26 protein-coding genes, 6 tRNA genes and 1 other RNA gene are annotated in these 26592 nt (G+C 55.2%); 18 read left to right on the top strand and 15 right to left on the bottom strand.

Features of this window, described 5'->3' with window-relative positions; all coding sequences use genetic code 11:
* Positions 1–15 precede the first annotated feature (15 nt).
* The 10 genes from G7090_RS16880 (at position 16) to pdxK (ending at position 8361) form a co-directional block, all read left to right on the top strand.
* On the top strand, positions 16–441 hold the full coding sequence (locus G7090_RS16880) for a GNAT family acetyltransferase (RefSeq protein ID WP_106994657.1): 426 nt from the start codon (positions 16–18) through the stop codon (positions 439–441).
* A complete protein-coding gene (locus G7090_RS16875) occupies positions 428–877 on the top strand; it encodes a DUF2919 domain-containing protein (protein WP_166183278.1) in 450 nt (149 codons plus the stop codon). Before G7090_RS16880 ends, G7090_RS16875 begins: the two co-directional genes overlap by 14 nt.
* A gap of 62 nt (positions 878–939) precedes the next feature.
* The gene (locus G7090_RS16870; protein ID WP_166183276.1) at positions 940–1515 is read left to right on the top strand and encodes an RpoE-regulated lipoprotein; all 576 of its coding nucleotides are present in this window, start codon (positions 940–942) and stop codon (positions 1513–1515) included.
* Between the two features lie 94 nt (positions 1516–1609).
* Positions 1610–2509, top strand: coding sequence for a Dyp-type peroxidase (locus G7090_RS16865; RefSeq protein WP_166183274.1), 900 nt, complete (start codon positions 1610–1612; stop codon positions 2507–2509).
* Between the two features lie 175 nt (positions 2510–2684).
* A complete protein-coding gene (locus G7090_RS16860; RefSeq protein ID WP_106994661.1) occupies positions 2685–3701 on the top strand; it encodes a sulfate ABC transporter substrate-binding protein in 1017 nt (338 codons plus the stop codon).
* Entirely contained in the window at positions 3701–4534 is an 834-nt protein-coding gene (gene cysT / locus G7090_RS16855; RefSeq protein ID WP_106994662.1) for a sulfate/thiosulfate ABC transporter permease CysT, read from the top strand. Before G7090_RS16860 ends, cysT begins: the two co-directional genes overlap by 1 nt.
* Positions 4534–5409, top strand: coding sequence for a sulfate/thiosulfate ABC transporter permease CysW (gene cysW / locus G7090_RS16850; protein ID WP_106994663.1), 876 nt, complete (start codon positions 4534–4536; stop codon positions 5407–5409). The genes cysT and cysW overlap by 1 nt, the downstream gene beginning before the upstream one ends.
* The gene (gene cysA, locus G7090_RS16845; RefSeq protein WP_106994664.1) at positions 5399–6493 is read left to right on the top strand and encodes a sulfate/thiosulfate ABC transporter ATP-binding protein CysA; all 1095 of its coding nucleotides are present in this window, start codon (positions 5399–5401) and stop codon (positions 6491–6493) included. Before cysW ends, cysA begins: the two co-directional genes overlap by 11 nt.
* A gap of 114 nt (positions 6494–6607) precedes the next feature.
* Complete coding sequence (gene cysM / locus G7090_RS16840; protein ID WP_106994666.1) at positions 6608–7519, top strand: cysteine synthase CysM; 912 nt, start codon at positions 6608–6610, stop codon at positions 7517–7519.
* A 5-nt stretch (positions 7520–7524) separates the two neighbouring features.
* Positions 7525–8361: a pyridoxine/pyridoxal/pyridoxamine kinase gene (gene pdxK, locus G7090_RS16835; RefSeq protein WP_166183272.1), complete on the top strand. Its 837-nt coding sequence runs from the start codon at positions 7525–7527 to the stop codon at positions 8359–8361.
* A gap of 48 nt (positions 8362–8409) precedes the next feature.
* On the opposite strand, the gene crr is transcribed toward pdxK, so the two are convergent.
* The 5 genes from crr to cysZ all read right to left on the bottom strand — a co-directional run bounded on the left by crr (position 8410) and on the right by cysZ (position 13254).
* Positions 8410–8913 (bottom strand): PTS glucose transporter subunit IIA, encoded by a 504-nt coding sequence (crr, locus tag G7090_RS16830; RefSeq protein WP_032612978.1) that lies wholly within the window; start codon positions 8911–8913, stop codon positions 8410–8412.
* Positions 8914–8956: 43 nt separating this feature from the next.
* On the bottom strand, positions 8957–10684 hold the full coding sequence (gene ptsI, locus G7090_RS16825) for a phosphoenolpyruvate-protein phosphotransferase PtsI (protein ID WP_166183270.1): 1728 nt from the start codon (positions 10682–10684) through the stop codon (positions 8957–8959).
* Positions 10685–10729: 45 nt separating this feature from the next.
* Complete coding sequence (gene ptsH, locus G7090_RS16820; protein ID WP_000487600.1) at positions 10730–10987, bottom strand: phosphocarrier protein Hpr; 258 nt, start codon at positions 10985–10987, stop codon at positions 10730–10732.
* A 379-nt stretch (positions 10988–11366) separates the two neighbouring features.
* Entirely contained in the window at positions 11367–12338 is a 972-nt protein-coding gene (gene cysK, locus G7090_RS16815; RefSeq protein WP_106994669.1) for a cysteine synthase A, read from the bottom strand.
* Positions 12339–12492: 154 nt separating this feature from the next.
* A complete protein-coding gene (gene cysZ / locus G7090_RS16810) occupies positions 12493–13254 on the bottom strand; it encodes a sulfate transporter CysZ (protein ID WP_166183269.1) in 762 nt (253 codons plus the stop codon).
* A 230-nt stretch (positions 13255–13484) separates the two neighbouring features.
* Between cysZ and zipA the strand changes: the two genes are divergently transcribed.
* The 3 genes from zipA to G7090_RS16795 all read left to right on the top strand — a co-directional run bounded on the left by zipA (position 13485) and on the right by G7090_RS16795 (position 16763).
* Complete coding sequence (zipA, locus tag G7090_RS16805; protein WP_166183267.1) at positions 13485–14462, top strand: cell division protein ZipA; 978 nt, start codon at positions 13485–13487, stop codon at positions 14460–14462.
* A 68-nt stretch (positions 14463–14530) separates the two neighbouring features.
* A complete protein-coding gene (gene ligA / locus G7090_RS16800) occupies positions 14531–16546 on the top strand; it encodes an NAD-dependent DNA ligase LigA (RefSeq protein WP_166183265.1) in 2016 nt (671 codons plus the stop codon).
* A gap of 1 nt (position 16547) precedes the next feature.
* The gene (locus G7090_RS16795) at positions 16548–16763 is read left to right on the top strand and encodes a DUF3820 family protein (protein ID WP_166183264.1); all 216 of its coding nucleotides are present in this window, start codon (positions 16548–16550) and stop codon (positions 16761–16763) included.
* On the opposite strand, the gene G7090_RS16790 is transcribed toward G7090_RS16795, so the two are convergent.
* Positions 16760–17758, bottom strand: coding sequence for a bile acid:sodium symporter family protein (locus tag G7090_RS16790; RefSeq protein WP_106994673.1), 999 nt, complete (start codon positions 17756–17758; stop codon positions 16760–16762). The two genes, G7090_RS16795 and G7090_RS16790, sit on opposite strands and share 4 nt — an antisense overlap.
* Positions 17759–17847: 89 nt before the next feature.
* Between G7090_RS16790 and G7090_RS16785 the strand changes: the two genes are divergently transcribed.
* On the top strand, positions 17848–18783 hold the full coding sequence (locus G7090_RS16785; RefSeq protein ID WP_166183262.1) for a LysR family transcriptional regulator: 936 nt from the start codon (positions 17848–17850) through the stop codon (positions 18781–18783).
* Here the strand turns inward: G7090_RS16785 and G7090_RS16780 are convergent.
* The 6 genes from G7090_RS16780 to G7090_RS16755 form a co-directional block, all read right to left on the bottom strand.
* Positions 18780–19121, bottom strand: coding sequence for a FlxA-like family protein (locus tag G7090_RS16780; RefSeq protein ID WP_166183260.1), 342 nt, complete (start codon positions 19119–19121; stop codon positions 18780–18782). The two genes, G7090_RS16785 and G7090_RS16780, sit on opposite strands and share 4 nt — an antisense overlap.
* A 129-nt stretch (positions 19122–19250) precedes the next feature.
* Positions 19251–19374, bottom strand: a non-coding RNA gene (locus G7090_RS16775) — RtT sRNA.
* Between the two features lie 29 nt (positions 19375–19403).
* Positions 19404–19479 (bottom strand) — tRNA-Lys (locus G7090_RS16770).
* Positions 19480–19483: 4 nt separating this feature from the next.
* Positions 19484–19559: transfer RNA gene (locus tag G7090_RS16765), tRNA-Val, on the bottom strand.
* 30 nt (positions 19560–19589) lie between these two features.
* Positions 19590–19665 (bottom strand) — tRNA-Val (locus tag G7090_RS16760).
* A gap of 42 nt (positions 19666–19707) precedes the next feature.
* Positions 19708–19783: transfer RNA gene (locus G7090_RS16755), tRNA-Val, on the bottom strand.
* A gap of 257 nt (positions 19784–20040) precedes the next feature.
* Here G7090_RS16755 and gltX point away from each other — a divergent pair.
* Entirely contained in the window at positions 20041–21456 is a 1416-nt protein-coding gene (gltX, locus tag G7090_RS16750) for a glutamate--tRNA ligase (protein WP_106994676.1), read from the top strand.
* Between the two features lie 42 nt (positions 21457–21498).
* On the opposite strand, the gene G7090_RS16745 is transcribed toward gltX, so the two are convergent.
* Both G7090_RS16745 and G7090_RS16740 read right to left on the bottom strand, forming a co-directional pair.
* Entirely contained in the window at positions 21499–21894 is a 396-nt protein-coding gene (locus G7090_RS16745) for a YfeC-like transcriptional regulator (protein ID WP_166183258.1), read from the bottom strand.
* A 1-nt stretch (position 21895) separates the two neighbouring features.
* Positions 21896–22255, bottom strand: a complete 360-nt coding sequence (locus G7090_RS16740; RefSeq protein ID WP_166183256.1) for a YfeC-like transcriptional regulator — start codon at positions 22253–22255, stop codon at positions 21896–21898.
* 220 nt (positions 22256–22475) lie between these two features.
* On the opposite strand from G7090_RS16740, the gene G7090_RS16735 reads away from it, so the two are divergent.
* The 3 genes from G7090_RS16735 (at position 22476) to G7090_RS16725 (ending at position 25065) form a co-directional block, all read left to right on the top strand.
* A tRNA-Ala gene (locus G7090_RS16735) sits at positions 22476–22551 on the top strand.
* A 41-nt stretch (positions 22552–22592) separates the two neighbouring features.
* A tRNA-Ala gene (locus G7090_RS16730) sits at positions 22593–22668 on the top strand.
* A gap of 210 nt (positions 22669–22878) precedes the next feature.
* Positions 22879–25065 (top strand): EAL domain-containing protein, encoded by a 2187-nt coding sequence (locus tag G7090_RS16725; RefSeq protein ID WP_166183254.1) that lies wholly within the window; start codon positions 22879–22881, stop codon positions 25063–25065.
* Between the two features lie 50 nt (positions 25066–25115).
* On the opposite strand, the gene G7090_RS16720 is transcribed toward G7090_RS16725, so the two are convergent.
* Positions 25116–26303, bottom strand: coding sequence for a NupC/NupG family nucleoside CNT transporter (locus tag G7090_RS16720; RefSeq protein WP_166183252.1), 1188 nt, complete (start codon positions 26301–26303; stop codon positions 25116–25118).
* Positions 26304–26592 lie beyond the last annotated feature (289 nt).

Here is a 26592-nt window from a genome sequence, read left to right as displayed (position 1 = left end):
AAGGCGGTTAATACCATGGAGATACGCGTTTTTCGCCAGGCAGACTTCGAAGAGGTGATCACCCTTTGGGAGCGCTGCGATCTACTGCGGCCCTGGAACGATCCGGAGATGGACATCGAGCGCAAGCTCAATCATGACGTCAGTCTGTTTCTGGTCGCCGAAGTGAATGGCGAAGTGGTGGGCACGGTGATGGGCGGTTACGACGGGCATCGCGGCTCGGCCTATTACCTGGGCGTCCACCCGGAGTTTCGTGGGCGTGGCATTGCTAACGCGCTGCTCAATCGTCTGGAGAAGAAACTGATCGCCCGCGGCTGCCCCAAAATTCAGATTATGGTGCGTGAAGATAATGACATGGTGCTGGGCATGTACGAGCGCCTCAACTATGAACATGCCGACGTGCTGACCCTGGGCAAACGCCTGATAGAAGATGAAGAGTATTGATTTTCACCCTGGCGACTATGACAGCCAAGGCCGGGTTCGCCTGCCGTTTCTGTTCTGGTGCGTGCTGCTGCTCCAGGCGCGAACCTGGGTATTGTTCGTGCTGGCCAGTGCCTCCCGCGACCAGGGCAACACGCTGCTGAACCTGTTTTATCCCGATCATGATAACTTCTGGCTCGGGCTGCTGCCGGGGATCCCGGCGGTGCTGGCCTTTTTACTCAGCGGGCGGCGTCATCTGATGCCGCGTATCTGGCGCGCGCTGCGCTGGCTGTTAATCCTCGCCCAGGTGGTGCTGCTGGGCTGGCAACCCCTGCTGTGGCTGAAGGGGGAAGCGCTAAGCGGCATCGGCATTGCCCTGCAGGTGGCCGATATCGTGGCGCTGCTGTGGCTGGTGACCCATCCCCGTTTACGCGCCTGTTTTACGCCCGAGAAAGATTAAACGGCACTTTTTAGCGATGCTGCACTCCAACAAGCGTTAAATTAACCAGAAAGGAACTCCCGATGAAATCGCTGCGTTTACTGTTATGCGCGCTCCCCGTTGTCCTGACGGGCTGTTCAACGCTCTCCGCCGTGAACTGGTCTGCGGCTTATCCCTGGAACTGGTTCGGCTCATCTACCGAAGTGACCGAACAGGGCGTGGGCAATATCACTGCCGCCACGGCGCTGGAACAGAGCGCTATCGAATCGGCGTTAGGCGGTGATTACCGTCTGCGCAGCGGCATGAGAACGCAAAACGGCACCATCGTGCACTACTTCGAAGCGCTGAAAGATGACCAGCTGGCGCTGGTGATTAACGGTGATAAATCCACTGTCGGGCGCATTGAGGTGCTGGACAGCGAAATCGAAACCGACACTGGGGTGAAAATCGGTACCCCGTTCAGCGACCTGTATCAGAAAGCCTACGGCAACTGCATAAGCGTGCCGGGTGACGACAGCGTGACGGTGGAGTGTAAGGCCGACGGTAGCCAGCATATCAGCTACCAGTTCAGCGGAACCTGGAACGGCCCGGACGGATTAATGCCTGCTGATGACACGCTGAAGAACTGGAAAATCAGCAAAATTATCTGGCAGCAGTAAATTGCGCCTGGACAAGCCGCCTCGCTGAAAAAGCGGGTATAATCGCCGCCATCTATGCCACGACGTCGTGGCATCTTTTTTTTCAGGAGGAGCGATGTCTCAGGTTCAGAGTGGCATTTTGCCAGAACATTGCCGCGCGGCGATTTGGATCGAAGCCAGTGTTAAAGGGGATATCGATGCCCTGCGTGCGGCCAGCAAAATTTTCGTTGATAAACTGGCCACCTTCCAGGCCAAATTTCCGGATGCCCACTGCGGCGCGGTAGTGGCGTTCGGCCACAACGTCTGGCGTCAGCTGAGCGGTGGGGAAGGGGCTGAAGAGCTGAAAGACTTTGTCCCTTACGGCAAAGGTCTGGCTCCGGCCACCCAGTACGACGTGCTGATCCATATTCTCTCCCTGCGTCACGACCTGAACTTCTCCATTGCCCAGGCCGCGATCGCCGCGTTTGGCGACTGCGTTGAGGTTAAAGAAGAGACCCACGGTTTCCGTTGGGTGGAAGATCGCGATCTGAGCGGCTTCGTTGACGGCACTGAAAACCCGGCAGGGGATGAGACGCGTCGTGAAGTGGCGGTAATCAAAGAGGGCGTGGACGCGGGCGGCAGCTACGTGTTCGTCCAGCGTTGGGAGCACAACCTCAAGCAGCTTAACCGCATGAGCGTGCCGGACCAGGAGATGATGATTGGCCGTACCAAAGAGGCCAATGAAGAGATCGACGGCGACGACCGCCCGGCGACCTCCCACCTGAGCCGTGTGGATCTGAAAGAGAATGGCAAAGGACTGAAGATTGTGCGCCAGAGCCTGCCGTACGGCACCGCCAGCGGGACGCACGGTCTCTACTTCTGCGCCTACTGCGCGCGTCTGTATAACATCGAACAGCAGCTGCTGAGCATGTTTGGCGATACCGACGGCAAGCGTGACGCCATGCTGCGCTTTACCAGACCGGTGACCGGCGGTTACTACTTCGCCCCCTCTGTTGAGCGTCTGCTGGCGCTGTAAAAATACTGTTCTTCCGTAGGCCGGGTGAGCGCTAGCGCCACCCGGCATTTTCCCCGCACCCTTATTCCCTTTTCTGCTTGCAAATCACCAAACGGTATATAAAACCGTTACTCCTTTAGTACTCGTTATAAATATGATGACCCTAAGAAAATCATCACAACGTTTAGGGTGCGCAATGGCCGTTACTGTACTGAAAAAAGGATCTCTGGTGCTGGCAGCTTCAGTGTTGCTGGTCGCTCAGGCGCAGGCAACCGAACTGCTGAACAGCTCTTATGATGTCTCCCGCGAGCTGTTTGCCGCCCTCAACCCGCCGTTTGAACAGCAGTGGGCGAAAGACAATAACGGCGACAAGCTGACCATCAAACAGTCTCACGCCGGTTCGTCCAAACAGGCGCTGGCGATCCTGCAGGGGCTGAAAGCGGATGTGGTGACCTACAACCAGGTGACCGACGTGCAGATCCTGCACGACAAAGGCAAGCTGATCCCGGCCGACTGGCAGAGCCGTCTGCCGAACAACAGCTCGCCGTTCTACTCCACCATGGGCTTCCTGGTGCGTAAGGGCAACCCGAAGAATATCCACGACTGGAACGACCTCGTACGTTCTGACGTGAAGCTGATTTTCCCGAACCCGAAAACCTCCGGCAACGCCCGCTATACCTATCTGGCTGCCTGGGGTGCTGCGGACAAAGCTGACGGCGGCGATAAAGCCAAAACCGAACAGTTCATGACCCAGTTCCTGAAAAACGTCGAAGTGTTTGATACCGGCGGTCGCGGCGCGACGACCACCTTCGCAGAACGCGGTCTGGGCGATGTGCTGATCAGCTTTGAGTCGGAAGTGAACAACATCCGCAAACAGTACGAAGCCCAGGGCTTCGAAGTGGTGATCCCGAAGACCAACATTCTGGCGGAGTTCCCGGTGGCGTGGGTGGATAAAAACGTCGAAGCCAACGGGACAGAGAAGGCGGCGAAAGCCTATCTCAACTATCTCTACAGCCCGCAGGCGCAGACCGTGATCACCGATTACTACTATCGCGTGAACAACCCGGACGTGATGAACAAACTGAAGGACAAATTCCCGCAGACCGACCTGTTCCGCGTGGAAGACCATTTTGGCGCCTGGCCTGAGGTGATGAAAACGCATTTCGTCAGCGGCGGTGAGTTAGACAAACTGTTGGCGGCGGGGCGTAAGTAATGTTTGCAGTCTCTACCAGACGTGTGCTGCCGGGCTTTACCTTAAGCCTCGGGACCAGCCTGCTGTTCGTCTGTCTGATTTTGTTGTTACCGCTCAGTGCGCTGGTGGTCCAGCTCTCTGAGATGAGCTGGTCCCAGTACTGGGAAGTGATCAGTAACCCGCAGGTGGTGGCGGCCTATAAGGTGACGCTGCTGTCGGCGTTTGTAGCCTCGATTTTCAACGGTGTGTTCGGCCTGCTGATGGCGTGGATTTTAACCCGCTACCGCTTCCCGGGCCGCACGCTGCTGGATGCGCTAATGGATCTGCCGTTTGCGCTGCCTACCGCGGTGGCCGGTTTAACCCTCGCCTCGCTGTTCTCGGTGAACGGCTTTTACGGTGAGTGGCTGGCGAAGTTTGATATCAAGGTGACCTATACCTGGCTCGGCATTGCGGTGGCGATGGCCTTTACCAGTATCCCGTTTGTGGTGCGAACCGTGCAGCCGGTGCTGGAGGAGTTAGGTCCGGAATATGAAGAAGCGGCCGAAACCCTGGGCGCGACGCGCTGGCAGAGTTTCCGCAAAGTGGTCATGCCGGAACTCTCTCCGGCGCTGGTGGCCGGTGTCGCACTGTCGTTTACCCGCAGCCTCGGCGAGTTCGGCGCGGTGATCTTTATCGCCGGTAACATCGCGTGGAAAACCGAAGTCACCTCGCTAATGATTTTTGTTCGTTTGCAGGAGTTTGATTACCCGGCGGCGAGTGCCATCGCCTCGGTGATTCTCGCGGCCTCGCTGCTGCTGCTGTTCTCGATTAACACTCTGCAAAGTCGCTTTGGTCGACGCGTGGTAGGTCACTGATGGCGGAAATCACTCAATTGAAACGCTACGACGCGCCCCGCATTAACTGGGGAAAATGGCTGCTGATTGGTACCGGCGTGCTGGTATCGGCCTTCATTCTGGTCGTGCCGACGGTGTACATCTTTGTCCAGGCGTTCAGCAAAGGCATTATGCCCGCGCTGCAAAACCTGGCCGACCCGGACATGCTGCACGCCATCTGGCTGACGGTAATGATTGCCTTGATTACCGTGCCGGTGAACCTGGTGTTTGGCATCCTGCTGGCCTGGCTGGTAACGCGCTTTGACTTCCCGGGCCGCCAGCTGCTGTTGACCCTGCTGGATATCCCGTTTGCGGTCTCGCCAGTGGTGGCCGGTCTGGTATATCTGCTGTTCTACGGCTCCAACGGCCCGCTGGGCGGCTGGCTGGATGAACATAACTTACAGATTATGTTCGCCTGGCCGGGCATGGTGCTGGTGACGGTCTTTGTGACCTGTCCGTTTGTGGTGCGCGAGCTGGTGCCGGTGATGCTGAGTCAGGGCAGCCATGAAGACGAAGCGGCGATTTTACTTGGCGCGTCCGGCTGGCAGATGTTCCGCCGCGTGACCCTGCCGAACATCCGCTGGGCGTTGCTGTATGGTGTGGTGCTGACCAACGCCCGCGCCATTGGCGAGTTTGGCGCGGTATCGGTGGTGTCCGGCTCGATCCGCGGCGAAACCCTGTCGCTGCCGTTACAAATTGAATTGCTGCAGCAGGACTACAACACCGTCGGTTCCTTTACCGCCGCAGCCCTGCTAACGCTGATGGCTATTTTGACCCTGTTTTTAAAGAGTATGGTGCAGTGGCGTTTAGAGAATCAGGCCAAACGCCAGCATCAGGAGGGAAATCATGAGCATTGAGATTGCCAATATTAAGAAGTCCTTTGGTCGCACCCAGGTGCTGAACGATATCTCGCTGGATATCCCTTCCGGACAAATGGTGGCGTTGTTGGGGCCGTCTGGCTCCGGTAAAACCACGCTGCTGCGTATTATCGCCGGTCTGGAGCACCAGACCAGCGGGCACATTCGTTTCCACGGCACCGACGTCAGCCGCCTGCATGCGCGCGATCGTAAGGTGGGCTTTGTGTTCCAGCATTACGCCCTGTTCCGCCATATGACGGTGTTCGACAACATCGCCTTCGGCCTGACGGTACTGCCGCGTCGCGAGCGTCCCAATGCCGCCACTATCAAGGCGAAAGTGACCAAACTGCTGGAGATGGTGCAACTGGCGCATCTGGCAGACCGTTATCCGGCCCAGCTTTCCGGCGGGCAGAAACAGCGCGTGGCGCTGGCTCGCGCCCTGGCGGTTGAGCCGCAGATCCTGCTGCTGGATGAACCTTTCGGCGCGCTGGATGCCCAGGTGCGTAAAGAGCTGCGCCGCTGGCTGCGTCAGCTGCATGAAGAGCTGAAATTCACCAGCGTCTTTGTGACCCACGATCAGGAAGAGGCGATGGAAGTGGCCGACCGGGTGGTGGTGATGAGCCAGGGGAATATCGAGCAGGTCGATGAGCCAGAACAGCTCTGGCGTGAACCGGCCACCCGCTTTGTACTGGAATTTATGGGCGAAGTGAACCGCCTGCACGGCACCGTTCGCGGCGGTCAGTTCCACGTCGGTGCCCATCGCTGGCCGCTGGGTTACACCCCTGGCTATCAGGGCCCGGTGGATCTGTTCCTGCGCCCGTGGGAAGTTGACGTCAGCCGTCGCACCAGCCTCGATTCGCCGCTGCCGGTGCAGGTGCTGGAGGCCAGTCCGAAAGGTCACTACACCCAGTTAGTGGTACAGCCGTTGGGCTGGTATGACGAACCGCTGACGGTGGTGATGCGCGACGAGGAGCCGCCATACCGCGGCGAACGGCTGTTTGTCGGCCTGCAACATGCGCGCATTTATCACGATAAGGATCGCATCGAGACGCGGGGAGATCTTGCTCTGGCGGAATCTGCCTGATAGGTTATTGACCATGTTTATCGCCCGGTGGCGCTACGCTTACCGGGCCTACAAAAGCACGGATGTAGGCCGGGTAAGCGATGCGCCACCCGGCTTTTTTATTGAGTAAAAATCGTGAATACACTCGAACAAACCATCGGCAACACCCCTCTGATCAAACTGCAGCGCATGGGGCCGGACAACGGCAGCGAAATCTGGATCAAACTGGAAGGCAACAACCCGGCGGGGTCGGTCAAAGACCGTGCGGCGCTGTCGATGATTGTCGAGGCGGAAAAGCGCGGAGAAATTAAACCCGGCGATGTGCTGATTGAGGCCACCAGCGGGAATACCGGCATCGCACTGGCGATGATTGCCGCCCTCAAAGGCTATCGCATGAAGCTGCTGATGCCAGACAATATGAGCCAGGAGCGGCGTGCTGCGATGCTGGCCTATGGCGCCGAGCTTATTCTGGTCAGCAAAGAGCAGGGGATGGAAGGGGCACGGGATCTGGCGCTTGAGATGGCGAACCGCGGCGAAGGCAAACTGCTCGATCAGTTCAACAACCCCGATAACCCTTACGCACACTACACGACGACCGGCCCGGAGATCTGGCAGCAGACCGCAGGCCGCATCACCCATTTCGTCTCCAGTATGGGCACCACCGGGACCATCACGGGGGTATCCCGTTTTCTGCGCGAGCAGGAAAAGGCGGTCACCATTGTCGGTCTGCAGCCCGAAGAGGGCAGCAGCATACCGGGCATTCGCCGCTGGCCTGCGGAGTACATGCCGGGTATTTTTAATGCCTCGCTTGTGGACCAGGTGCTGGATATTCATCAGCGCGAGGCGGAAAATACCATGCGTGAACTGGCCGTGCGCGAAGGGGTCTTCTGCGGCGTCAGTTCTGGCGGCGCGGTAGCCGGCGCCCTGCGGGTAGCAGCGGCAACGCCGGGGGCAGTGGTGGTGGCGATCATCTGCGATCGCGGTGATCGCTACCTCTCTACCGGCGTGTTTGGTGAGGAGAGCTATGCGCAGGGCGCAGGGATCTAAAGGCTATGGAAATGATTTTATTCCGGGACAACTCCCGGGCGCAGCAGACCGATATTGTGGCGGTGCAGTCCCAGGTGGTGTACGGCAGCGTCGGTAACAGCATTGCGGTGCCCAACATTCGCCAGCATCACCTCAACGTGACGGCGATCCCGACGGTGCTGTTCAGCAATACCCCGCATTACGACACCTTCTACGGCGGGGTGATCCCCGACGAGTGGTTTAGCGGCTATCTGAAAGCGCTGGGCGAGCGCGACGTGCTGCGCGAGTTGAAGGCGGTCACCACCGGCTATATGGGCAGCGCCAGCCAGATTGCCCTGCTGGCGGAGTGGCTGCGTGTGGTAAAGGCGCAGCATCCCGATGTGCTGATCCTGGTAGACCCGGTGATTGGTGACACCGACAGCGGCACCTACGTCAAACCGGAGATTCCGGAAGCCTACCGTCAGCACCTGCTGCCGCTGGCGCAGGGAATTACCCCGAACGTCTATGAGCTGGAAGTCCTTAGCGGCAAATCGTGCCGGGACAACGCCAGCGCCATTGCCGCTGCCAGAGGGCTGCTATCCGATACCCTGCAGTGGGTGGCAATCACCAGTGCGCCGGTTGCCGGTGATACTGACAGCATCCACGTAGTTTTAGTCTCCCACGATAACGTGACGGTCAGCGCTCATCCGCGCATCAAAGCCGATCTGAAAGGCACCGGGGATCTGTTCTGTTCTGAACTGGTCAGCGCGCTGGTGCAGAACGAGAGCGTGGCTGCGGCGATAAGCCGGGCAGGGGACAGGGTGACGCAGGTGATGCAGCACACCCAGGAGAAGGGGTACGACGAGCTGGTTCTCCCGGCCTGATAAACAAAAATGGCGCCCGAAGGCGCCATTTTTCTGTGCGGCAAGAAGTTACTTCTTGATGCGGATAACCGGGGTTTCACCCACGGTAACGCTGCCGGACAGTTTGATCAGTTCTTTGATTTCGTCCATGTTGGAGATAACAACCGGAGTCAGGGTAGACTTGGCTTTCTCTTCCAGCAGTGGCAGATCGAATTCAATAACCGGGTCGCCAACTTTAACGCGCTGGCCTTCTTCAGCGATACGCTTGAAGCCTTCGCCTTTCAGCTCGACGGTGTCGATACCGAAGTGAACGAACAGCTCAATACCGCTATCAGATTCGATAGAAAATGCGTGGTTGGTTTCAAAAATCTTACCGATGGTACCATCAACCGGCGCAACCATTTTGTTACCGGTCGGTTTGATAGCAATGCCATCACCAACAATTTTCTCTGCAAACACGACATCCGGCACGTCTTCGATGTTGACGATTTCACCAGACAGCGGAGCAACAATCTCAATAGTTCCGGTGTCGCTGTTGCCTTTGTCACCGAACAGTTTACTAAATAACCCCATTAGCCATCTCTCCTAAGCAGTAAATTGGGCCGCATCTCGTGGATTAGCAGATTGTTTTTTCTTCAATGAACTTGTTAACCAGCGTCATTAACTCGTCCGTTGTCGGTTGAGCAAGAGCCTGCTCTGCTAATACCTTCGCATCTTCGAAGTTCGTGTTACGGATGATCTTCTTAATGCGCGGGATGGAAATGGCGCTCATAGAGAACTCGTCCAGACCCATACCCAGCAACAGAAGTGTAGCACGTTCATCGCCTGCAAGCTCACCACACATACCAGTCCATTTGCCTTCGGCATGAGAAGCATCAATAACTTGCTTGATAAGCGTCAGCACGGACGGTGACATTGGCTGGTAAAGATGTGAAATCATATCATTACCACGGTCAACTGCCAGGGTGTACTGGGTTAAATCGTTGGTACCAATACTAAAGAAATCGACTTCTTTCGCTAAATGACGGGCAATCGTTGCCGCGGCTGGGGTTTCCACCATCACGCCGACTTCGATAGATTCGTCGAACGCTTTACCTTCGTCGCGCAGTTCCTGTTTGTAGATCTCGATCTCTTTCTTCAGTGCACGCACTTCTTCAACAGAGATGATCATCGGGAACATGATGCGCAGCTTACCGAACGCGGAAGCACGCAGGATGGCACGAACCTGGTCGCGCAGGATCTCTTTACGATCCATGGCGATACGTACCGCACGCCAGCCCAGGAACGGGTTCTCTTCTTTCGGGAAGTTCATGTACGGCAGCTCTTTGTCGCCACCGATGTCCATGGTACGGACGATAACCGCCTGTGAGCCACACGCTTCAGCTACCGCTTTGTAAGCAGCAAACTGCTCTTCTTCGGTTGGCAGCGCGTCACGGTCCATGAACAGGAATTCAGTACGGTACAGGCCTACACCTTCCGCGCCGTTGCGCTCAGCGCCATCAACGTCACGCACGGTACCAATGTTGGCACAAACTTCAACCTGATGACCGTCCAGCGTGATCGCCGGCAGATCTTTCAGTTTTGCCAGTTCGGCTTTCTCGGTGGCAACCTGTTCCTGAACGGCACGCAGCTCTTCGATTTGCTCGTTGGTTGGGTTGACGTAAACCAGATTGTTTACGGCATCCAGAATCAGATAGTCGTCGTTTTTAACCTGCGCGGTCACGCTACCGGTACCCACGATGGCTGGCAGTTCCAGAGAACGCGCCATGATAGAGGTGTGGGAGGTACGGCCGCCAGCGTCAGTGATGAAACCCAGCACCTTGTTCAGGTTCAGCTGTGCGGTTTCTGACGGGGTCAGGTCAGCAGCAACCAGGATCACTTCGTCCTGAATCGCGCTCAGATCGATGATGGCCAGGCCGAGGATGTTGCGCAGCAGGCGCTTACCGATATCACGCACGTCAGCCGCACGTTCTTTCAGGTATTCATCGTCCAGCTCTTCGAGAGCAGTCGCCTGACCTTCGATAATTTCATGCGCAGCGGCATCCGCTGTCATGTTCTTATCTTTAATCAGGGCTATGATTTCCTGCTCCAGCTCCTCATCTTCGAGCAACATGATGTGGCCTTCGAAGATGGCTTCTTTTTCTTCACCGAAAGTTTCGCCAGCTTTAGTCTTGATCGCTTCCAGTTGCGCAGATGCCTTTGCACGACCACTCAGAAAACGTTCAACTTCCTGACTAACCTTGTCGGCAGAAATTTTTTTCCGGTCGATGACGATCTCGTCTTCCTTCAGCAGCAGTGCTTTGCCGAAAGCGATACCCGGGGATGCTAAAATGCCTGAAATCATAACCCTACCTTACTTGTGACTGATTTTTACAAAGAACCCGGATACTTACTCGAGCTCAGCCATCAGTTTTACCAGATGCTCAACTGCTTTCTGCTCGTCTTCGCCTTCTGCGGAGATGGTCACAACGGTACCCTGAGTCAGGCCCAGAGTCTGCAGTTTGAACAGGCTTTTTGCGCTGGCGCTTTTGCCGTTGGAAGTCACAGTGATCTCAGAAGTGAAGCCTTTTGCTTCTTTAACAAACTGAGCAGCAGGGCGGGTGTGCAGACCGTTCGGAGCGGTAATGGTAACTTCTTGCTGGAACATTGTATTTCCCCAACTTATTGGTTTAGTGTTGTGGAACTAAAGTCTAGCCTGGCGGCAGGACTTTAGCCTGTATTGTTAGCACCGGCTTAACGGCACGAGGCACAGATGTGTCAAACGTATTCCGGTACTGGCATGTCAGGCTGCTGACGTCTCGTTCGACATTAAACATTATGCCGCGAAAGCAAGACTTGAACCAAATCATAAAATCGATTCAGCAGCGGGAATTCGTGTATCGATTAATTTCGAGCTTCAAAATAATTGTCAGCTTAAATACCAGAGCTAACAGGGTGAAGCAATGCCAGACGAGATAAAACTTTGAAGCAGGCCACAAAAAAGCACCCGGATGGGTGCTTTTTTACGCGATATTTACATTCTGGCACTACTGTTGCAATTCTTTCTCTGTGAAGAGATCGGCAAACAGTGCAGTACTTAAATAACGCTCACCCGAGGAAGGAAGAATAACCACGATATTCTTATTGGTAAAGGTTTCATCTTCGAGTAATTGCAGTGCAGCAGCGACGGCAGCACCGGAGGAGATCCCGGCCAGAATACCTTCTTCTTCCATCAGACGACGGGCGGTAGAGATGGCTTCATCGTTGGTGATAGCCACAACTTTATCAATCAGTTTCAGATCCAGGTTACCCGGAATAAAGCCTGCGCCAATACCCTGAATTTTGTGCGGGCCCGGTTTCAGCTCTTCACCAGCCAGCGCCTGAGCAATTACCGGGGAGTCGGTTGGCTCAACGGCAACGGTAATCAGATCTTTTTTACCTTTCGTGCCTTTAATATAGCGAGAGACGCCGGTCAGCGTACCGCCAGTACCCACGCCGGAAATAAAGACATCCACCTGACCGTCGGTATCTTCCCAGATTTCCGGGCCGGTGGTCTTCTCGTGAATCTCCGGGTTAGCCGGGTTGCTGAACTGCTGAAGCAGGAGATATTTTGCCGGATCGCTGGCAACAATCTCTTCTGCTTTCTGAATCGCACCCTTCATCCCTTTTGCGCCTTCGGTCAGGACCAGATTCGCGCCCAGCGCTTTCAGCAGCTTGCGACGTTCAATACTCATGGTTTCCGGCATGGTCAGGGTCAGTTTGTAACCGCGCGCGGCGGCAACGTAGGCCAGAGCAATACCGGTGTTACCGCTGGTTGGTTCAACCAGCTCAACGCCAGGTTTCAACACGCCACGCTTTTCCGCATCCCAAATCATATTGGCACCGATACGGCATTTTACGCTGAAGCTTGGGTTACGAGATTCTACCTTCGCCAGGATGCGTCCATTACCGATACGGTTCAGTCGAACCAGGGGCGTGTGACCGATAGTCAGCGAGTTGTCTTCAAAAATCTTACTCATGGCCTGTCCTTAACTGTTTGAAATTGGGATACCGACCCAGCATACCTGTTGATTAAGTATGGGGAAGTAAGGAATTCGCATATCTATATGCTGATGAGAAATAATGCTATCCAGTATGGAATAAGGGATGGCATAAGCCATCCCTTTATTTAACTTATTTCCACAACGCGTGTTTATCACGGTAACAGTCGACCCACATCGCCGTCGCGCCGCACACCGCAACCGGCATGATGAACAGATTCAGGAACGGAACCATGGTGAACAGGCTGGTCAGCGCGCCAAACTGCATGTTGGTCATCTTGCGGGCACGCAGGGCAGTGCGCATCTCTTTAAACGGGACTTTGTGGTTATCGAACGGGTAGTCACAGTACTGGATCGCCAGCATCCACGCGCTGAACAGGAACCATAGCACCGGGGCCACCGTCTGCCCGATACCCGGAATAAAGTAGAGGATCAACAGCACGATGGCGCGGGGCAGGTACCACGCGAACTTTTGCCATTCGCGTTTCATAATACGCGGCAGATCCTTCATGATGCCCAGCACCCCGGTATCTGGCGGTGTCGCACCCGTTAGCCGGGCTTCGAGTTGTTCGGCGAGCAGGCCATTAAAGGGGGCGGCAATCCAGTTGGCTATCGTGGAAAAGAGATACCCAAAGACCAGCAGGATGGAAATCACCACCAGCGGCCACAGCAGATAGCTGAGCCACTGCAGCCAGTCGGGTACATGGCTCATAATGGCCGGGATCCAGCTGTCCAGGCGAGTAAACAGCCACCAGAAGGCGCCTCCCATCAGCAGAATGTTAATCAGCAGAGGGAGGATCACAAAGCGCCGGATACCCGGGAGCGAAACCAGTTTCCAGCCCTGAGAAAAGTACCAGACGCCGCTGCGGGGAGGGGAAGATGTTGATGAAACCATAACCAGGTTGAGCTCCTTTTATCACAACCAGTGAAATTGCCTGCCTATATTAGCCAGTTGCGGCGCATTCACCAGTTCGGAAATGTTCGAAAAAACAGCAAAAAGCACGATTTAGTTCATCTTTATGCTGTGAATGCTCCCCATACACTTGCACTTGACGTAATCGGCAAATACTCTTAGTGAGTAAATGTTTGCCGTGGTGGCAAGGTGTTAGAACAACAGAGAATATAATGATGCAGGATTTGCGTCTGATATTAATCATTGTTGGCGCGATCGCCATAATCGCTTTACTGGTCCATGGGTTCTGGACCAGCCGTAAAGAGCGCTCTTCTATGTTTCGCGATCGCCCACTGAAGCGCATGAAGTCTACTCGTGACGACGATAACGATGACGATATCGAAGACACGGAAGACGAGGGTGTGGGTGAAGTACGTGTTCATCGGGCCAATACTGCGCCCGGCGCAGGCCATGGGGAGCAAGAAGCGCCTCGTCAGCCTCCGCAGCATCAGTACCAGCCGCCTTACGCATCTGCTCAGCCGCGTCCCGCTGCGCCGCCGCAGCCTGTGGTCGAGCCGGTACACCAGCCGCAACCGCAGCAGCATGAGCCTGTGCGCAAGCAACCGGCGCCACAACCCCAGTATGTTGCTCAGCCTGAACCGCAGCCGGTCGTGCAGCAGCAGGCACCTCAGCCTGTCGCGCCAGCGCCGCAACCGGCCCCTGCGCCTGCGCCTGTTGTTGAGCCAGAGCCGGTAGTTGAAGCCGCCCCAGTGGTTGAAAAACCGCAGCGCAAAGAGACGGTGATCGTCATGAGCGTAGCGGCCCATCATGGCACAACGATTAATGGCGAACTGCTGCTCAACAGCATTCACCAGGCGGGCTTTAAATTTGGCGATATGAATATCTTCCATCGCCACCTGAGCCCGGACGGGAGCGGTCCTTCCCTGTTCAGCCTGGCGAACATGGTTAACCCGGGCACCTTTGATCCGGAAATGACCGGTGATTTTACCACCCCGGGCATTACCATCTTTATGCAGGTGCCATCTTACGGCGATGAACTGCAAAACTTTAAGCTGATGCTGCAGTCTGCCCAGCATATCGCGGACGAAGTCGGCGGTATGGTGCTCGACGATCAGCGTCGAATGATGACGCCGCAGAAACTGCGCGAGTATCAGGACCGCATCCGCGAAGTAAAAGAAGCTAACGCGTAAGTTTCCGCGTTTGTTTCACACCACCTCAACCCCCGCATGTCGGGGGTTTTTCTCATTAATGGTGCGACATGGACTCAATCGAACAACAACTCACCGAACTGCGAACCACGCTTCGCCACCATGAATATCTCTATCATGTGATGGATGCGCCCGAAGTACCGGACGCGGAATATGACCGACTGATGCGTGAATTGCGTGAGCTTGAAGCGCAGCGTCCCGATTTAATTACTCCGGACTCACCGACCCAGCGTGTCGGCGCCGCGCCGCTGGCCTTTTTTAGCCAGGTGCGTCATGAAGTACCGATGCTGTCGCTGGATAACGTCTTTGACGAAGAGAGTTTCCTCGCCTTCAACAAACGCGTTCAGGATCGCCTGAAGCAGACCGATGCCCTGAGCTGGTGCTGCGAGCTGAAGCTGGATGGCCTGGCCGTCAGCATTCTGTATGAAAACGGCGTGATGACCCGCGCTGCCACCCGCGGCGACGGCACCACGGGCGAGGACATTACCACCAACGTCCGCACCATCCGTGCTATCCCGCTTAAGCTGCATGGCGAGAACATTCCGGCACGTCTGGAAGTGCGTGGCGAAGTCTTCCTGCCTCAGGCGGGCTTTGAAAAAATTAACGAAGAAGCGCGCCGCACCGGCGGAAAAATCTTCGCTAACCCCCGTAATGCCGCCGCAGGCTCGTTACGCCAGCTGGACCCGCGCATTACCGCGAAGCGACCGCTGACCTTCTTCTGCTACGGCGTAGGCATCCTGGAGGGGGGCGAGCTGCCTGATACCCACCTGGGCCGCTTGCTGCAGTTTAAGGCCTGGGGGCTGCCGGTGAGTAACCGCGTGCAGCTGTGCGATTCGCCGGAAGCGGTGCTGGCGTTTTATCGCCAGGTTGAAGCAGACCGTCCGACGCTGGGCTTTGATATCGACGGGGTGGTGATCAAAGTCAACTCCCTCGCGCTTCAGGAGCAGCTGGGCTTTGTCGCCCGTGCGCCGCGCTGGGCGGTAGCCTTTAAGTTCCCAGCCCAGGAGCAGATGACCTTTGTGCGCGACGTGGAGTTCCAGGTCGGCCGTACCGGGGCGATAACGCCGGTTGCCCGTCTGGAGCCTGTCCAGGTGGCCGGAGTGCTGGTCAGCAACGCAACCCTGCATAACGCCGATGAGATTGACCGTCTGGGGCTGCGCATTGGCGATAAAGTGGTTATCCGCCGGGCGGGGGATGTGATCCCGCAGGTGGTCAACGTGGTGGAGTCAGAGCGCCCTGAGGATACGCGTGCGGTCGAGTTCCCGACCCACTGCCCGGTGTGCGGCTCAGACGTTGAACGTGTCGAAGGTGAAGCTGTGGCTCGCTGTACCGGCGGTTTAGTCTGCGGTGCCCAGCGCAAAGAGTCCCTGAAGCACTTCGTCTCCCGCCGGGCGATGGATGTCGACGGCATGGGGGACAAAATCATCGACCAGTTGGTTGAGAAAGAGTATGTCCATACGCCGGCCGATCTGTTCCGCCTGACGCCGGGTAAACTGACCGGGCTGGATCGGATGGGGCCGAAATCCGCACAGAACGTGGCTGACGCGCTGGAGAAATCTAAAGAGACCACCTTCGCCCGTTTCCTCTACGCGCTGGGTATCCGCGAAGTAGGGGAGGCGACCGCAGCAGGGCTGGCGGCATACTTTGGCACGCTGGAGGCGCTTGAGAAGGCGACGATTGACGAGCTGCAAAAGGTGCCGGACGTCGGTATTGTGGTCGCCACCCACGTCTTTAACTTCTTCTTGGAAGAGAGCAACCGTGAGGTGATCGGTCAGCTGCTTAAGGAAGGCATTCGCTGGCCTGCGCCGCAGGTGATCAACGCCGACGAGATCGACAGCCCGTTTGCCGGGAAAACCGTTGTGCTGACCGGCAGCCTGAGCCAGCTCTCTCGCGATGACGCTAAAGCGCGTCTGGTGGCGCTGGGGGCAAAAGTGGCTGGCAGCGTGTCGAAGAAAACTGACCTGGTGATTGCCGGAGAAGCGGCGGGCTCCAAGCTGGCGAAGGCGCAGGAGCTGGGGATTGACGTGATTGATGAAGCAGAGATGCTGCGTCTGTTAGGAGAGTAACGTGGATAAAGCGCAGCTTATCGAGATAGCCAATATCGAGATGCCGTTCGGGAAGTATAAAGGCCGTCGGCTGATTGATGTGCCGGAAGAGTATTTGCTGTGGTTTGCCCGTAAGGATGAGTTTCCTGCCGGGCATCTGGGTGAGCTGATGGCGCTCACGTTACTGATTAAAACCGAAGGGCTGACCCAGCTGGTTCAGCCCCTGCGTCGCCCTTAAACTTTCGCCGTGCGGGCCTGCTCCTGGGCCTGCAACTCGTCGGTCTGGCGTTTATAACGACGCGCCATGACCGCGCAAATCATTAGCTGCAGCTGGTGGAAGATCATCAGCGGCAGCACCATCATCCCAATCACCGAGGTCGGAAACAGAATGTTGGCCATCGGGATCCCGTTCGCCAGGCTCTTTTTCGAGCCGCAGAAGACAATGGTAATTTCATCGGCTTTGTTGAACCCGAAGCGACGCGCGGCAAAAACGTTGATGCCAATGATAATCGCCAGCAACACCAGGCTGACCACCACGATAAACAGCAGCGACCCGACCCCGACCTTATGCCAGATGCCGTTCACCACGGCTTCGCTGAACGCGGAATAAACCACCAGCAGAATCGACGACTGATCGGTTTTGGCAATCCACTTCTTATGCTTCGCCACAAAGGCCCCGATCCACGGCCGGGAAAGATGCCCCAGCACAAACGGCAGCAGCAGCTGCAGCATGATTTTACCCACCTGCTCCAGACTGCCTTCCGCACCGTGCATGTCCATCACCAGCCCAACCAGCAGCGGCGAGAGGAAAATCCCCAGCAGGCTGGAGGCGGACGCCGAGCAGACGGCAGCCGCCACGTTACCGCCTGCCATAGAGGTAAAGGCGATTGCTGACTGCACCGTGGCCGGCAAAATACAGAGGTACAGGAAGCCGCTATACAGGGTTGGATCGACATTGATCGGCGCCCACCAGGCAAACAGCACGCCCAGCACCGGGAAGACGACAAAGGTGCTGCACATCACCCACAGATGCAGTCGCCAGTGGCTACCGCCAGAGATAATCGCTTCCCGGGAGAGTTTGGCCCCGTGCATAAAGAACAGCAGCGCGATGGCGGCGGTGGTAAGCCCCTCAAAAAAAGGAACAAAGCCACCGCGAGCGGGGAAGAAGGAGGCGAGCAGGACCACGACGATAAGGGTAATAGTGAACGGATCGAGAATGCGAAAAAGTTTCATAAACACTCCTGAAAACAGATAGCGCTATTGTGCTTTCTTCCTTTTGAGAAATAAAATTGATTTATTGCATCTATTCATGAGTAAAACAGATGAATTACTCGTTACGACAGCTGCGTGTATTTGTCACCGTCGCGCAGGCGAAAAGTTTTAGCCGTGCAGGCGAGATTATCGGCCTGAGCCAGTCGGCGGTCAGTCACAGTGTGAAAGAGCTTGAGCAGCAGACCGGCGTCCGGCTGATCGACAGAACCACCCGGGAAGTGATGCTGACCGAGGCGGGCCATCAGCTGGCGGCCCGGCTGGAGCGGATCCTCGACGAACTTTCCAGCACGCTGCGGGACGTAGGCCGGGTAGGACAGCAGCTCTCCGGGACGGTACGGGTCGCTGCCAGCCAGACCATTTCGGCGCATCTCATTCCGCACTGTATCGCGTTCAGTAATTACCAGTACCCGGATATCAATTTTGTGCTGCACGATCGCCCCCAGCAGTGGGTGCTGGAGAGTATTCGTCAGGGAGAGGTGGATTTCGGCATCGTCATCGATCCGGGGCCGGTCAGCGATCTGGAATGCGAAGAGGTGCTCTCGGAACCCTTTTTACTCCTCTGCCGCGACGACGATCCTCTTGCCGCCCTGGAGGAGGTCACCTGGCAGGCGCTGCACGGGGCGAAGCTGGTGTTACAGGATTATGCCTCTGGCAGTCGACCGCTGATCGATGCAGCCCTTGCCGGGCAGCAGGTGAGGGCGACGATTGTGCAGGAGATTGGCCATCCCGCCACGCTCTTTCCGATGGTGGAAGCCGGCATTGGCATCAGCGTGCTGCCAGCGCTGGCGCTGCCGTTGCCCCAGGGGAGCCGCTTAACGATCAAGCGCTTCACGCCTGTCGTCGAGCGTAAGCTGATGCTGGTTCGTCGCAAGAATCGCTCGCTGTCAGGGGCGGCGCAGGCGCTGTGGGAAGTGGTACGTATGCAGGCGCAGCAGTTGACCGAGGCCCGCATACGCGATCCACTTTTTACTACAGAGAAGTGTTAAACGTAGACATCAATCTGGCGATCGCTGGAAGGGGCCTTAACACCTTCTGCTTTGGCTTGTTGTGCCTCCTGTTTCTGCTGCGCTTCTTCCGCCTGACGACGCTGCAGCTGCGCAAGTTGTGCTTGCAGCATTTTGATCTGCGTTTGCAGTAGCTCTTGCTGTTTCTTTTTTTCTTCTGCCGAGCCACTGCCGTTGGCGACATCCTTCAGCTGCTGGGTCAGTTTGGTGATTTGCGAGGTCAGGCGGCTGATCTGTGAGGAGAGATCGTTCCCGCTCGAACTGCTGCCGCTACTGCGTTGGGGTTGTACGGACGCTGCGGATGTTTGAATAGTGGTCATGCTAATTTCCTCTGCCTAAAGAAGTGATATCGGCAGGGAATAGAAGGACTTGAGCCAGACTACCAGTATTGGCGGAAATTGCAGGAATTGCAGATAGCAAAAAAGCGCCTTTAGGGCGCTTTTTTACATTGGTGGGTCGTGCAGGATGACTCGCTTCGCTCGCCCTTCGGGCCGTCGCCATACGGCTCCGGTGCCTCACTGCGTTCGGCTCGAACCTGCTGCAGGTTCGAATCGTCCATATTGCAGATAGCAAAAAAGCGCCTTTAGGGCGCTTTTTTACATTGGTGGGTCGTGCAGGATTCGAACCTGCGACCAATTGATTAAAAGTCAACTGCTCTACCAACTGAGCTAACGACCCGAAATGGTGGGCGATGACGGGCTCGAACCGCCGACCCCCTCCGTGTAAAGGAGATGCTCTACCAACTGAGCTAATCGCCCATTTCGGAACTGCTATTGATAAGGTGAGAATGGTGGGCGATGACGGGCTCGAACCGCCGACCCCCTCCGTGTAAAGGAGATGCTCTACCAACTGAGCTAATCGCCCATTCTCAATTCTTATCAACACTGCGGCATCTATCGAAGTAGATGGTGGGTGATGACGGGCTCGAACCGCCGACCCCCTCCGTGTAAAGGAGATGCTCTACCAACTGAGCTAATCACCCCCGCTGTGTGGAGTCGCATTATAGGGAGAGTTGAAAATGAGTCAACGGCTTTTCTAAAGATTTTGTTCGTTCGTCGTAAAATTAAACAAAACGATCGTGAAACCACCAGTGATGCATGATTTCTAAACAAAAACGGCTATGAATAAGGATCTGACAGCAACAAGATTGAGGAATCAGGCGGGAGTGATAGAATATTGCCCACTTTCGTTTCCAGGATATGCCGGTTGTCGGCATCTTTATCACTGTAAGGCCACTTCATGAAAATCAAAACTCGCTTCGCGCCAAGCCCGACCGGCTATCTGCACGTCGGCGGCGCGCGTACTGCTCTCTATTCCTGGCTGTTTGCTCGCAACCAGGGCGGTGAGTTTGTGCTGCGTATCGAAGACACCGATCTCGAACGCTCCACGCCGGAAGCAATCGAAGCCATTATGGATGGTATGAACTGGCTTAATCTGGAGTGGGATGAAGGCCCGTATTTCCAGACTAAACGTTTTGATCGCTACAACGCGGTTATTGATGAGATGCTTGAAGCGGGTACAGCCTATAAGTGCTACTGCTCAAAAGAGCGTCTGGAAGCCCTGCGCGAAGAGCAGATGGCGAATAATGAAAAGCCACGTTACGACGGTCGCTGCCGCCACGATCATCAGCATCACGCCGCGGACGAGCCGTGCGTAGTGCGTTTCGCAAACCCGCAGGAAGGGTCGGTCATCTTTGACGATCAGATCCGCGGCCCGATCGAATTCAGCAACCAGGAGCTGGACGATCTGATCATCCGCCGTACTGACGGTTCTCCAACTTATAACTTCTGCGTTGTGGTTGATGACTGGGATATGGCGATCACCCACGTGGTGCGTGGTGAAGACCACATCAACAACACCCCGCGTCAGATCAACATCCTGAAAGCGCTGAATGCACCGGTTCCGGTTTATGCTCACGTGTCGATGATCAACGGCGACGACGGTAAAAAGCTGTCCAAACGCCATGGCGCGGTCAGCGTGATGCAGTACCGTGACGATGGCTATCTGCCGGAAGCGCTGCTCAACTATCTGGTGCGTCTGGGCTGGTCCCATGGCGATCAGGAGATTTTCAGCCGTGAAGAGATGATCCAGCTCTTCACCCTGAGCGCGGTAGGGAAGTCTGCCAGTGCGTTCAATACCGATAAACTGCTGTGGCTGAACCATCACTACATCAATACCCTGCCGCCAGAGTATGTTGCGACCCAGCTGCAGTGGCACATTGAGCAGGCAAACATCGACACCCGCAACGGTCCGCAGCTGGCCGACCTGATCAAACTGCTGGGTGAACGTTGCAAGACCCTGAAAGAGATCGCGGAAAACTGCCGCTACTTCTATGAAGAGTATGACGAGTTTGACGCCGACGCCGCGAAGAAGCATCTGCGTCCGGTTGCACGTCAGCCACTGGAAGTGGTTCGCGACAAGCTGGCCGCCATTACCGACTGGAGCGCTGAGAATGTGCATCATGCCATTCAGGCGACAGCAGATGAGCTGGAAGTTGGGATGGGTAAAGTCGGTATGCCGCTGCGCGTAGCCGTTACCGGTGCAGGTCAGTCTCCGGCGCTGGACGTTACGGTGCACGCGATTGGCAAAACCCGCAGCGTGGCGCGTATCAACAGAGCGCTGGACTTTATTGCTGAGCGCGAAAGCCAGCAGTAATCAGGACGTAAAAAACAAAACGGCAGGTTTCCCTGCCGTTTTTTATTCCGCTGGCTGATGAATGCTCAGCCGCACGAGAAAACCCTGTATCCCTTCCCGGGTAAGCAGCGTTTCAAGCCGCTCCTGTTCCGCTAAGGTCATATTCTCCAGCGCATTGATGATCCCAGGAAGCACCGCCACGGGCTTAGCGTCACCGTAGCTGGCTGCGGTTTCTGCCAGCTGGTAGAGCGCCTGGCGTTTACGAATGGCCGGAATATTCATGATGTGCGCCTTCACCTGCGCATCAATAAGAATGAGGCGCGCGCGTCCACCTTTTACCCCATTAATGCCTTCCGTCTTCCAGCCATTTTTGCGCACCCAGCGGTTTACGGTCTGCCTGGCGACGCTCAGCGTCTCCGCCAGCTCTTCGGTGGTCATTTTGCTACGTAATTTTTTCATATCAGTTCTGATCGCGAATCCCTAAGCGTTGTAACAATCCGGTGATCCCTTCCCGGAGTAATAAAGAGGTAAGCTGTTTCTGCTCTGCCGGCGTCATTTCATTGGCAAGTGTGATCAGCAAGGCCTGCAACGAGTTATCCGCGGAGGCTTCCGGTAATGTGGCCGCCTCCGGAGCCCGACGCGCATTGCGAATAAACTCCCGTACTTTCTCATTAACATGGACCAGACGCGCTTTACCGCCCTGAACGCCGGGTTTTGGCGAGGTGGACCATCCCTCTTTACGCACCCATTTATTGATGGTCTGGCGGCTATAGCCAGTGAGCCGGGCCAACTCTTCTGGCGTCATTCGTTCCTTGATCATGCAATTTCCTGAGTAAGAGTATGGGTAATTAGAGGTTCATTTTATAACACCGTTTTACTGGAAAACGTGACAAGATTAACTCATGGCTGCGAGCGTTCTCGCAATGTGATTCATTTGCTTGAATTTTCAGCGGTTGAACGCCAGAGTGAGAATTTGCCGTTGACACCCGGCAAGGGAATTCATATTATGCCGCCCGTCAACACGACACGCTTTACGCGATGGGGCTATAGCTCAGCTGGGAGAGCGCTTGCATGGCATGCAAGAGGTCAGCGGTTCGATCCCGCTTAGCTCCACCAAACTCTGAACCCAACAGAGTCTGGTGCGTAAACAACATTGTGGGGCTATAGCTCAGCTGGGAGAGCGCTTGCATGGCATGCAAGAGGTCAGCGGTTCGATCCCGCTTAGCTCCACCAAAATTTGAACCCTCGCCGAATGGCGGGGGTTTTTTTATGCCTGCAATAAACTCCTTTAGTTTCACCGCATTGACAAATAAATAGCCTTTTCCGGTAAAAACTTTACTAAATGTAATGACTTTTCCTGGCCTGGAATGTTGTATCAGGGTTTTAAAGAATCTATGATTAATATGAATTTAATAACGCCAGGTTAATAGTTAAATAAAATTAATGAAAAGCAAAAGTCATTTTAACGGAAAAAGCTTCGTGCTTGCTCTGGCGTTATGCATGATTGTCGTGCCATTTTCCCGCCTTATTTCCCCGAAATCTGTTATCGATGGCTTTGAGATTTATCTTGCCTGGATGCCGCTGAGCGTCATGCTGGCGATCCTATTATTATTCGGACGTCAGGCTGTCCTGCCAATTATTATCAGCTTCGCCATACTGAATGAATGGAACCTGGAACTGTCGGCAAAGCAGGATCTTATCTTGCTCTTTTGTCAGGTGTTCAGCACGCTGGGAGTCTGCGCCATGCTCCGCTGGCAGGTGGGGCCGCGCTGGCGCTACCACGTACCCAGTCGGTTCATGGCGGCGCGTATTACGTGGTTGGGATTTGTCCTGCCGCTGGTAATAAAACTGACAATGTTCCTGGCCGGCTATTTATGTGATTTTCCTGTTACTCTCGCCAATTTCACGGACCGCGGCTCGGTAATTTATCATGTTGTCGATATTCAAAGCCTGGTTTGCGCCGTTATCATCTTCACCATGTTGTTCTATTATCCGATAAGAATGGTTATTAATCCTAATTATGCCCGCGCATTCTGGCGAAGAAATATACATAATTCATTCTCATCCCGAAACCAGTTATTTACATCTGTATTACTTCTTTGCCTTATTGCTGGCCTTCTTCTGCTCTGTTTACCCTTTACTTCAGATATTATTGCTGGCTATCTGGTGCCTGTTATTTTCATTTTATTTACAATTGGCATTAGCCGCTTTCGCTATCCGCTGATTGTCCTTGGCTGGGCACTGAGTGCCCTGATGTTGCTCACCTACAACAGTAACTTTTTGCAGGGTGTGCAGAACGGCTACTCGCTGGCCTTCGTACTGTCAGTCCTGATCTCCTTTGCTATCTGCCTGGCTTACATGTCACGCATTTATCAGCGCAGCGAATGGCTCAAACGCGGCTGGCAGGAGAGGGCGCTGATCGATCCGCTGACCGGTTTACGTAACCTGCGCGCCCTGGAATCCTTTTTGACGGACAACAAGGGCACCACCCTGTGCTGTTTGCGGATGGATAATCTGGAATTCCTGAGCCGTCATTATGGCCTGATGATGCGCGTCCAGTGTAAACGCGCCATTATTCGCCAGCTGCAGCCGCTGCTGATGCCTAATGAACAGGTATTCCAGATCCCCGGTAACGAACTGGTGGTGGTGCTGAGCGGCCCGGAAACCGGGGCGCGGTTACAGCACATCGTGGATCACCTCAACAGCCGTAAAATCTACTGGAACAACACCGGGCTGGACATTGAGTTTGGCGCCGCCTGGGGAGGCGTGGAATACCAGTGCGGCGAAAGTCTCTACCATACGCTCGGGCAGCTCAGCTGGCTGGCGGAAAAGTCCTGCTCGGCGCATCAGGTCCTGTCGCTGAATAACAGCCTTGAGACGGTGTCGGGGCAGACGACCGAGCGCGTCCTGATGCTTAGCCGGGTGAAACGGGCCCTGGATGAGGGCGGTTTACATCTCTATGCCCAGCCGATCCAGCGGGGCGATGGGGTGGGCTACCACGAAATCCTGTCGCGGCTGGAGAGTGAAGGGGAGTTGCTGACGCCCGATAAGTTTCTGCCGCTGGTGGCGCAATTTAACCTGAGCCGGCGCTTCGATATCAGCGTGGTGGAAGCGGTACTGGTATGGCTGCGGGATCACCCCTCGGAAGACCGCTGCGCGCGTTTCTCGGTGAACCTGATGCCTTTAACGCTGATGCAGAAAGAGGTCGCGGCGGAGATCATTGCTCTGTTTGAACGCTTCCAGGTGAAACCGCAGACGGTGATCATCGAAGTGACCGAAGAGCAGGCCTTCTCGAATTCCGAAGTCAGTATCGCCAACATTCAGCAGCTGCGTCATTACGGCTTTAAACTTGCCATCGACGACTTCGGTACCGGCTATGCCAATTACGAACGTCTCAAGCGCCTGCAGGCGGACGTCATTAAGATTGATGGGTGCTTCGTGAAGGATATCTGTAGCGACAGTATGGATGCGATGATTGTGAAATCGATCTGCAATCTGGCGAAGACCCGATCGCTGTGTGTGGTGGCGGAGTTTGTCGAAACGGAGGAGCAGCGTGAGATGTTGCTCGCCTCGGGGGTGGATTACCTGCAGGGATATCTGATAGGTAAACCGCAACCGCTCAGTGAATAACAGACGTAAAAAAACCGGGGAGGATAAATCCCCGGTTTTTTTTGAGCTGATTACAGGACCAGTGCAGCGATAGACGCAGACAGGACGCTGACCAGCGTAGAGCCGTAAACCAGCTTCAGACCGAAGCGGGAGACCACGTTACCCTGCTCTTCGTTAAGGCCTTTAATCGCACCCGCGATGATGCCGATAGAAGAGAAGTTGGCGAAGGAGACCAGGAAGACTGAGAGGATACCTTCAGCGCGCGGGGAGAGGGAACCGGCGATTTTCTGCAGATCCATCATGGCGACGAATTCGTTAGAAACCAGTTTGGTTGCCATAATACTGCCGACCTGCAGCGCTTCGCTTGCCGGGACACCCATCACCCAGGCGACCGGGTAGAAGATGTAACCCAGAATGCCCTGGAAGGAGATACCCAGCACAGCAGCAAACAGGGCGTTCAGCGCGGAGATCAGGGCGATAAAGCCGATCAGCATCGCGGCAACGATAACCGCCACCTTGAAACCTGCCAGAATGTACTCGCCCAGCATTTCGAAGAAGCTCTGACCTTCGTGCAGATTCGCCATCTGCAGGTTCTCTTCACTCTCATCCACGCGGTACGGGTTGATCAGGGACAGAACGATAAAGGTGCTGAACATGTTCAGAACCAGTGCAGCCACCACATATTTTGGCTCCAGCATGGTCATATACGCGCCCACGATAGACATGGAAACGGTAGACATTGCGGTAGCCGCCATGGTGTACATGCGGTTGCGGGACATTTTGCCGAGGATATCTTTATAGGCGATAAAGTTCTCAGACTGACCGAGGATCAGGGAGCTTACGGCGTTGAAAGATTCCAGTTTGCCCATGCCGTTCACTTTAGACAGCACGGTACCGATAGCGCGGATCACAATCGGCAGAATGCGAATGTGCTGCAGAATACCGATCAGGGCAGAGATGAAGACGATAGGGCACAGAACCTTCAGGAAGAAGAACGCCAGACCTTCATCGTTCATTTTACCGAATACGAAGTTAGTCCCTTCGTTGGCAAAGCCGAGGAGGCTTTCGAACATCTCGGAGAAGCCCTTTACGAAACCCAGACCCACGTTGGAGTTCAGGAAGAACCACGCGAGCAGAACTTCAATAACGAGTAATTGAATAACATAACGAATGCGGATTTTTTTACGATCGCTGCTGACCAGCAACGCAAGCACGGCAACGACAACAAGTGCCAGGACAAAATGTAGGACGCGGTCCATATTTGCTCCAAATATGAGGCAGGTTTAATTTCGCTGCACATTCTATGAAACAAGCGTAAAGAAAACGAGATCAAAGCCACACTATAGTCACGTCCTGTGACGAGACTCAAAAATAGTGACATACGATACGTTTTTGTTATGTTGTGTAAATGAGTTAAAAGTTAAGTTTGTGTGCTACGCTTCACAAAGGTTGCGTGTATTTATCGTTCGGCAGCCTTTCCACGTTTTCAGCCTGCTTATTGTTCTTCGCTATCACTGTAATCAATATAACCATTTTAAATGAACTTGA

The organism is Leclercia sp. 29361, from assembly GCF_011290365.1.
Taxonomy (GTDB): domain Bacteria; phylum Pseudomonadota; class Gammaproteobacteria; order Enterobacterales; family Enterobacteriaceae; genus Enterobacter; species Enterobacter tamurae.
This window is presented reverse-complemented; position numbering and strand designations above follow the sequence as displayed.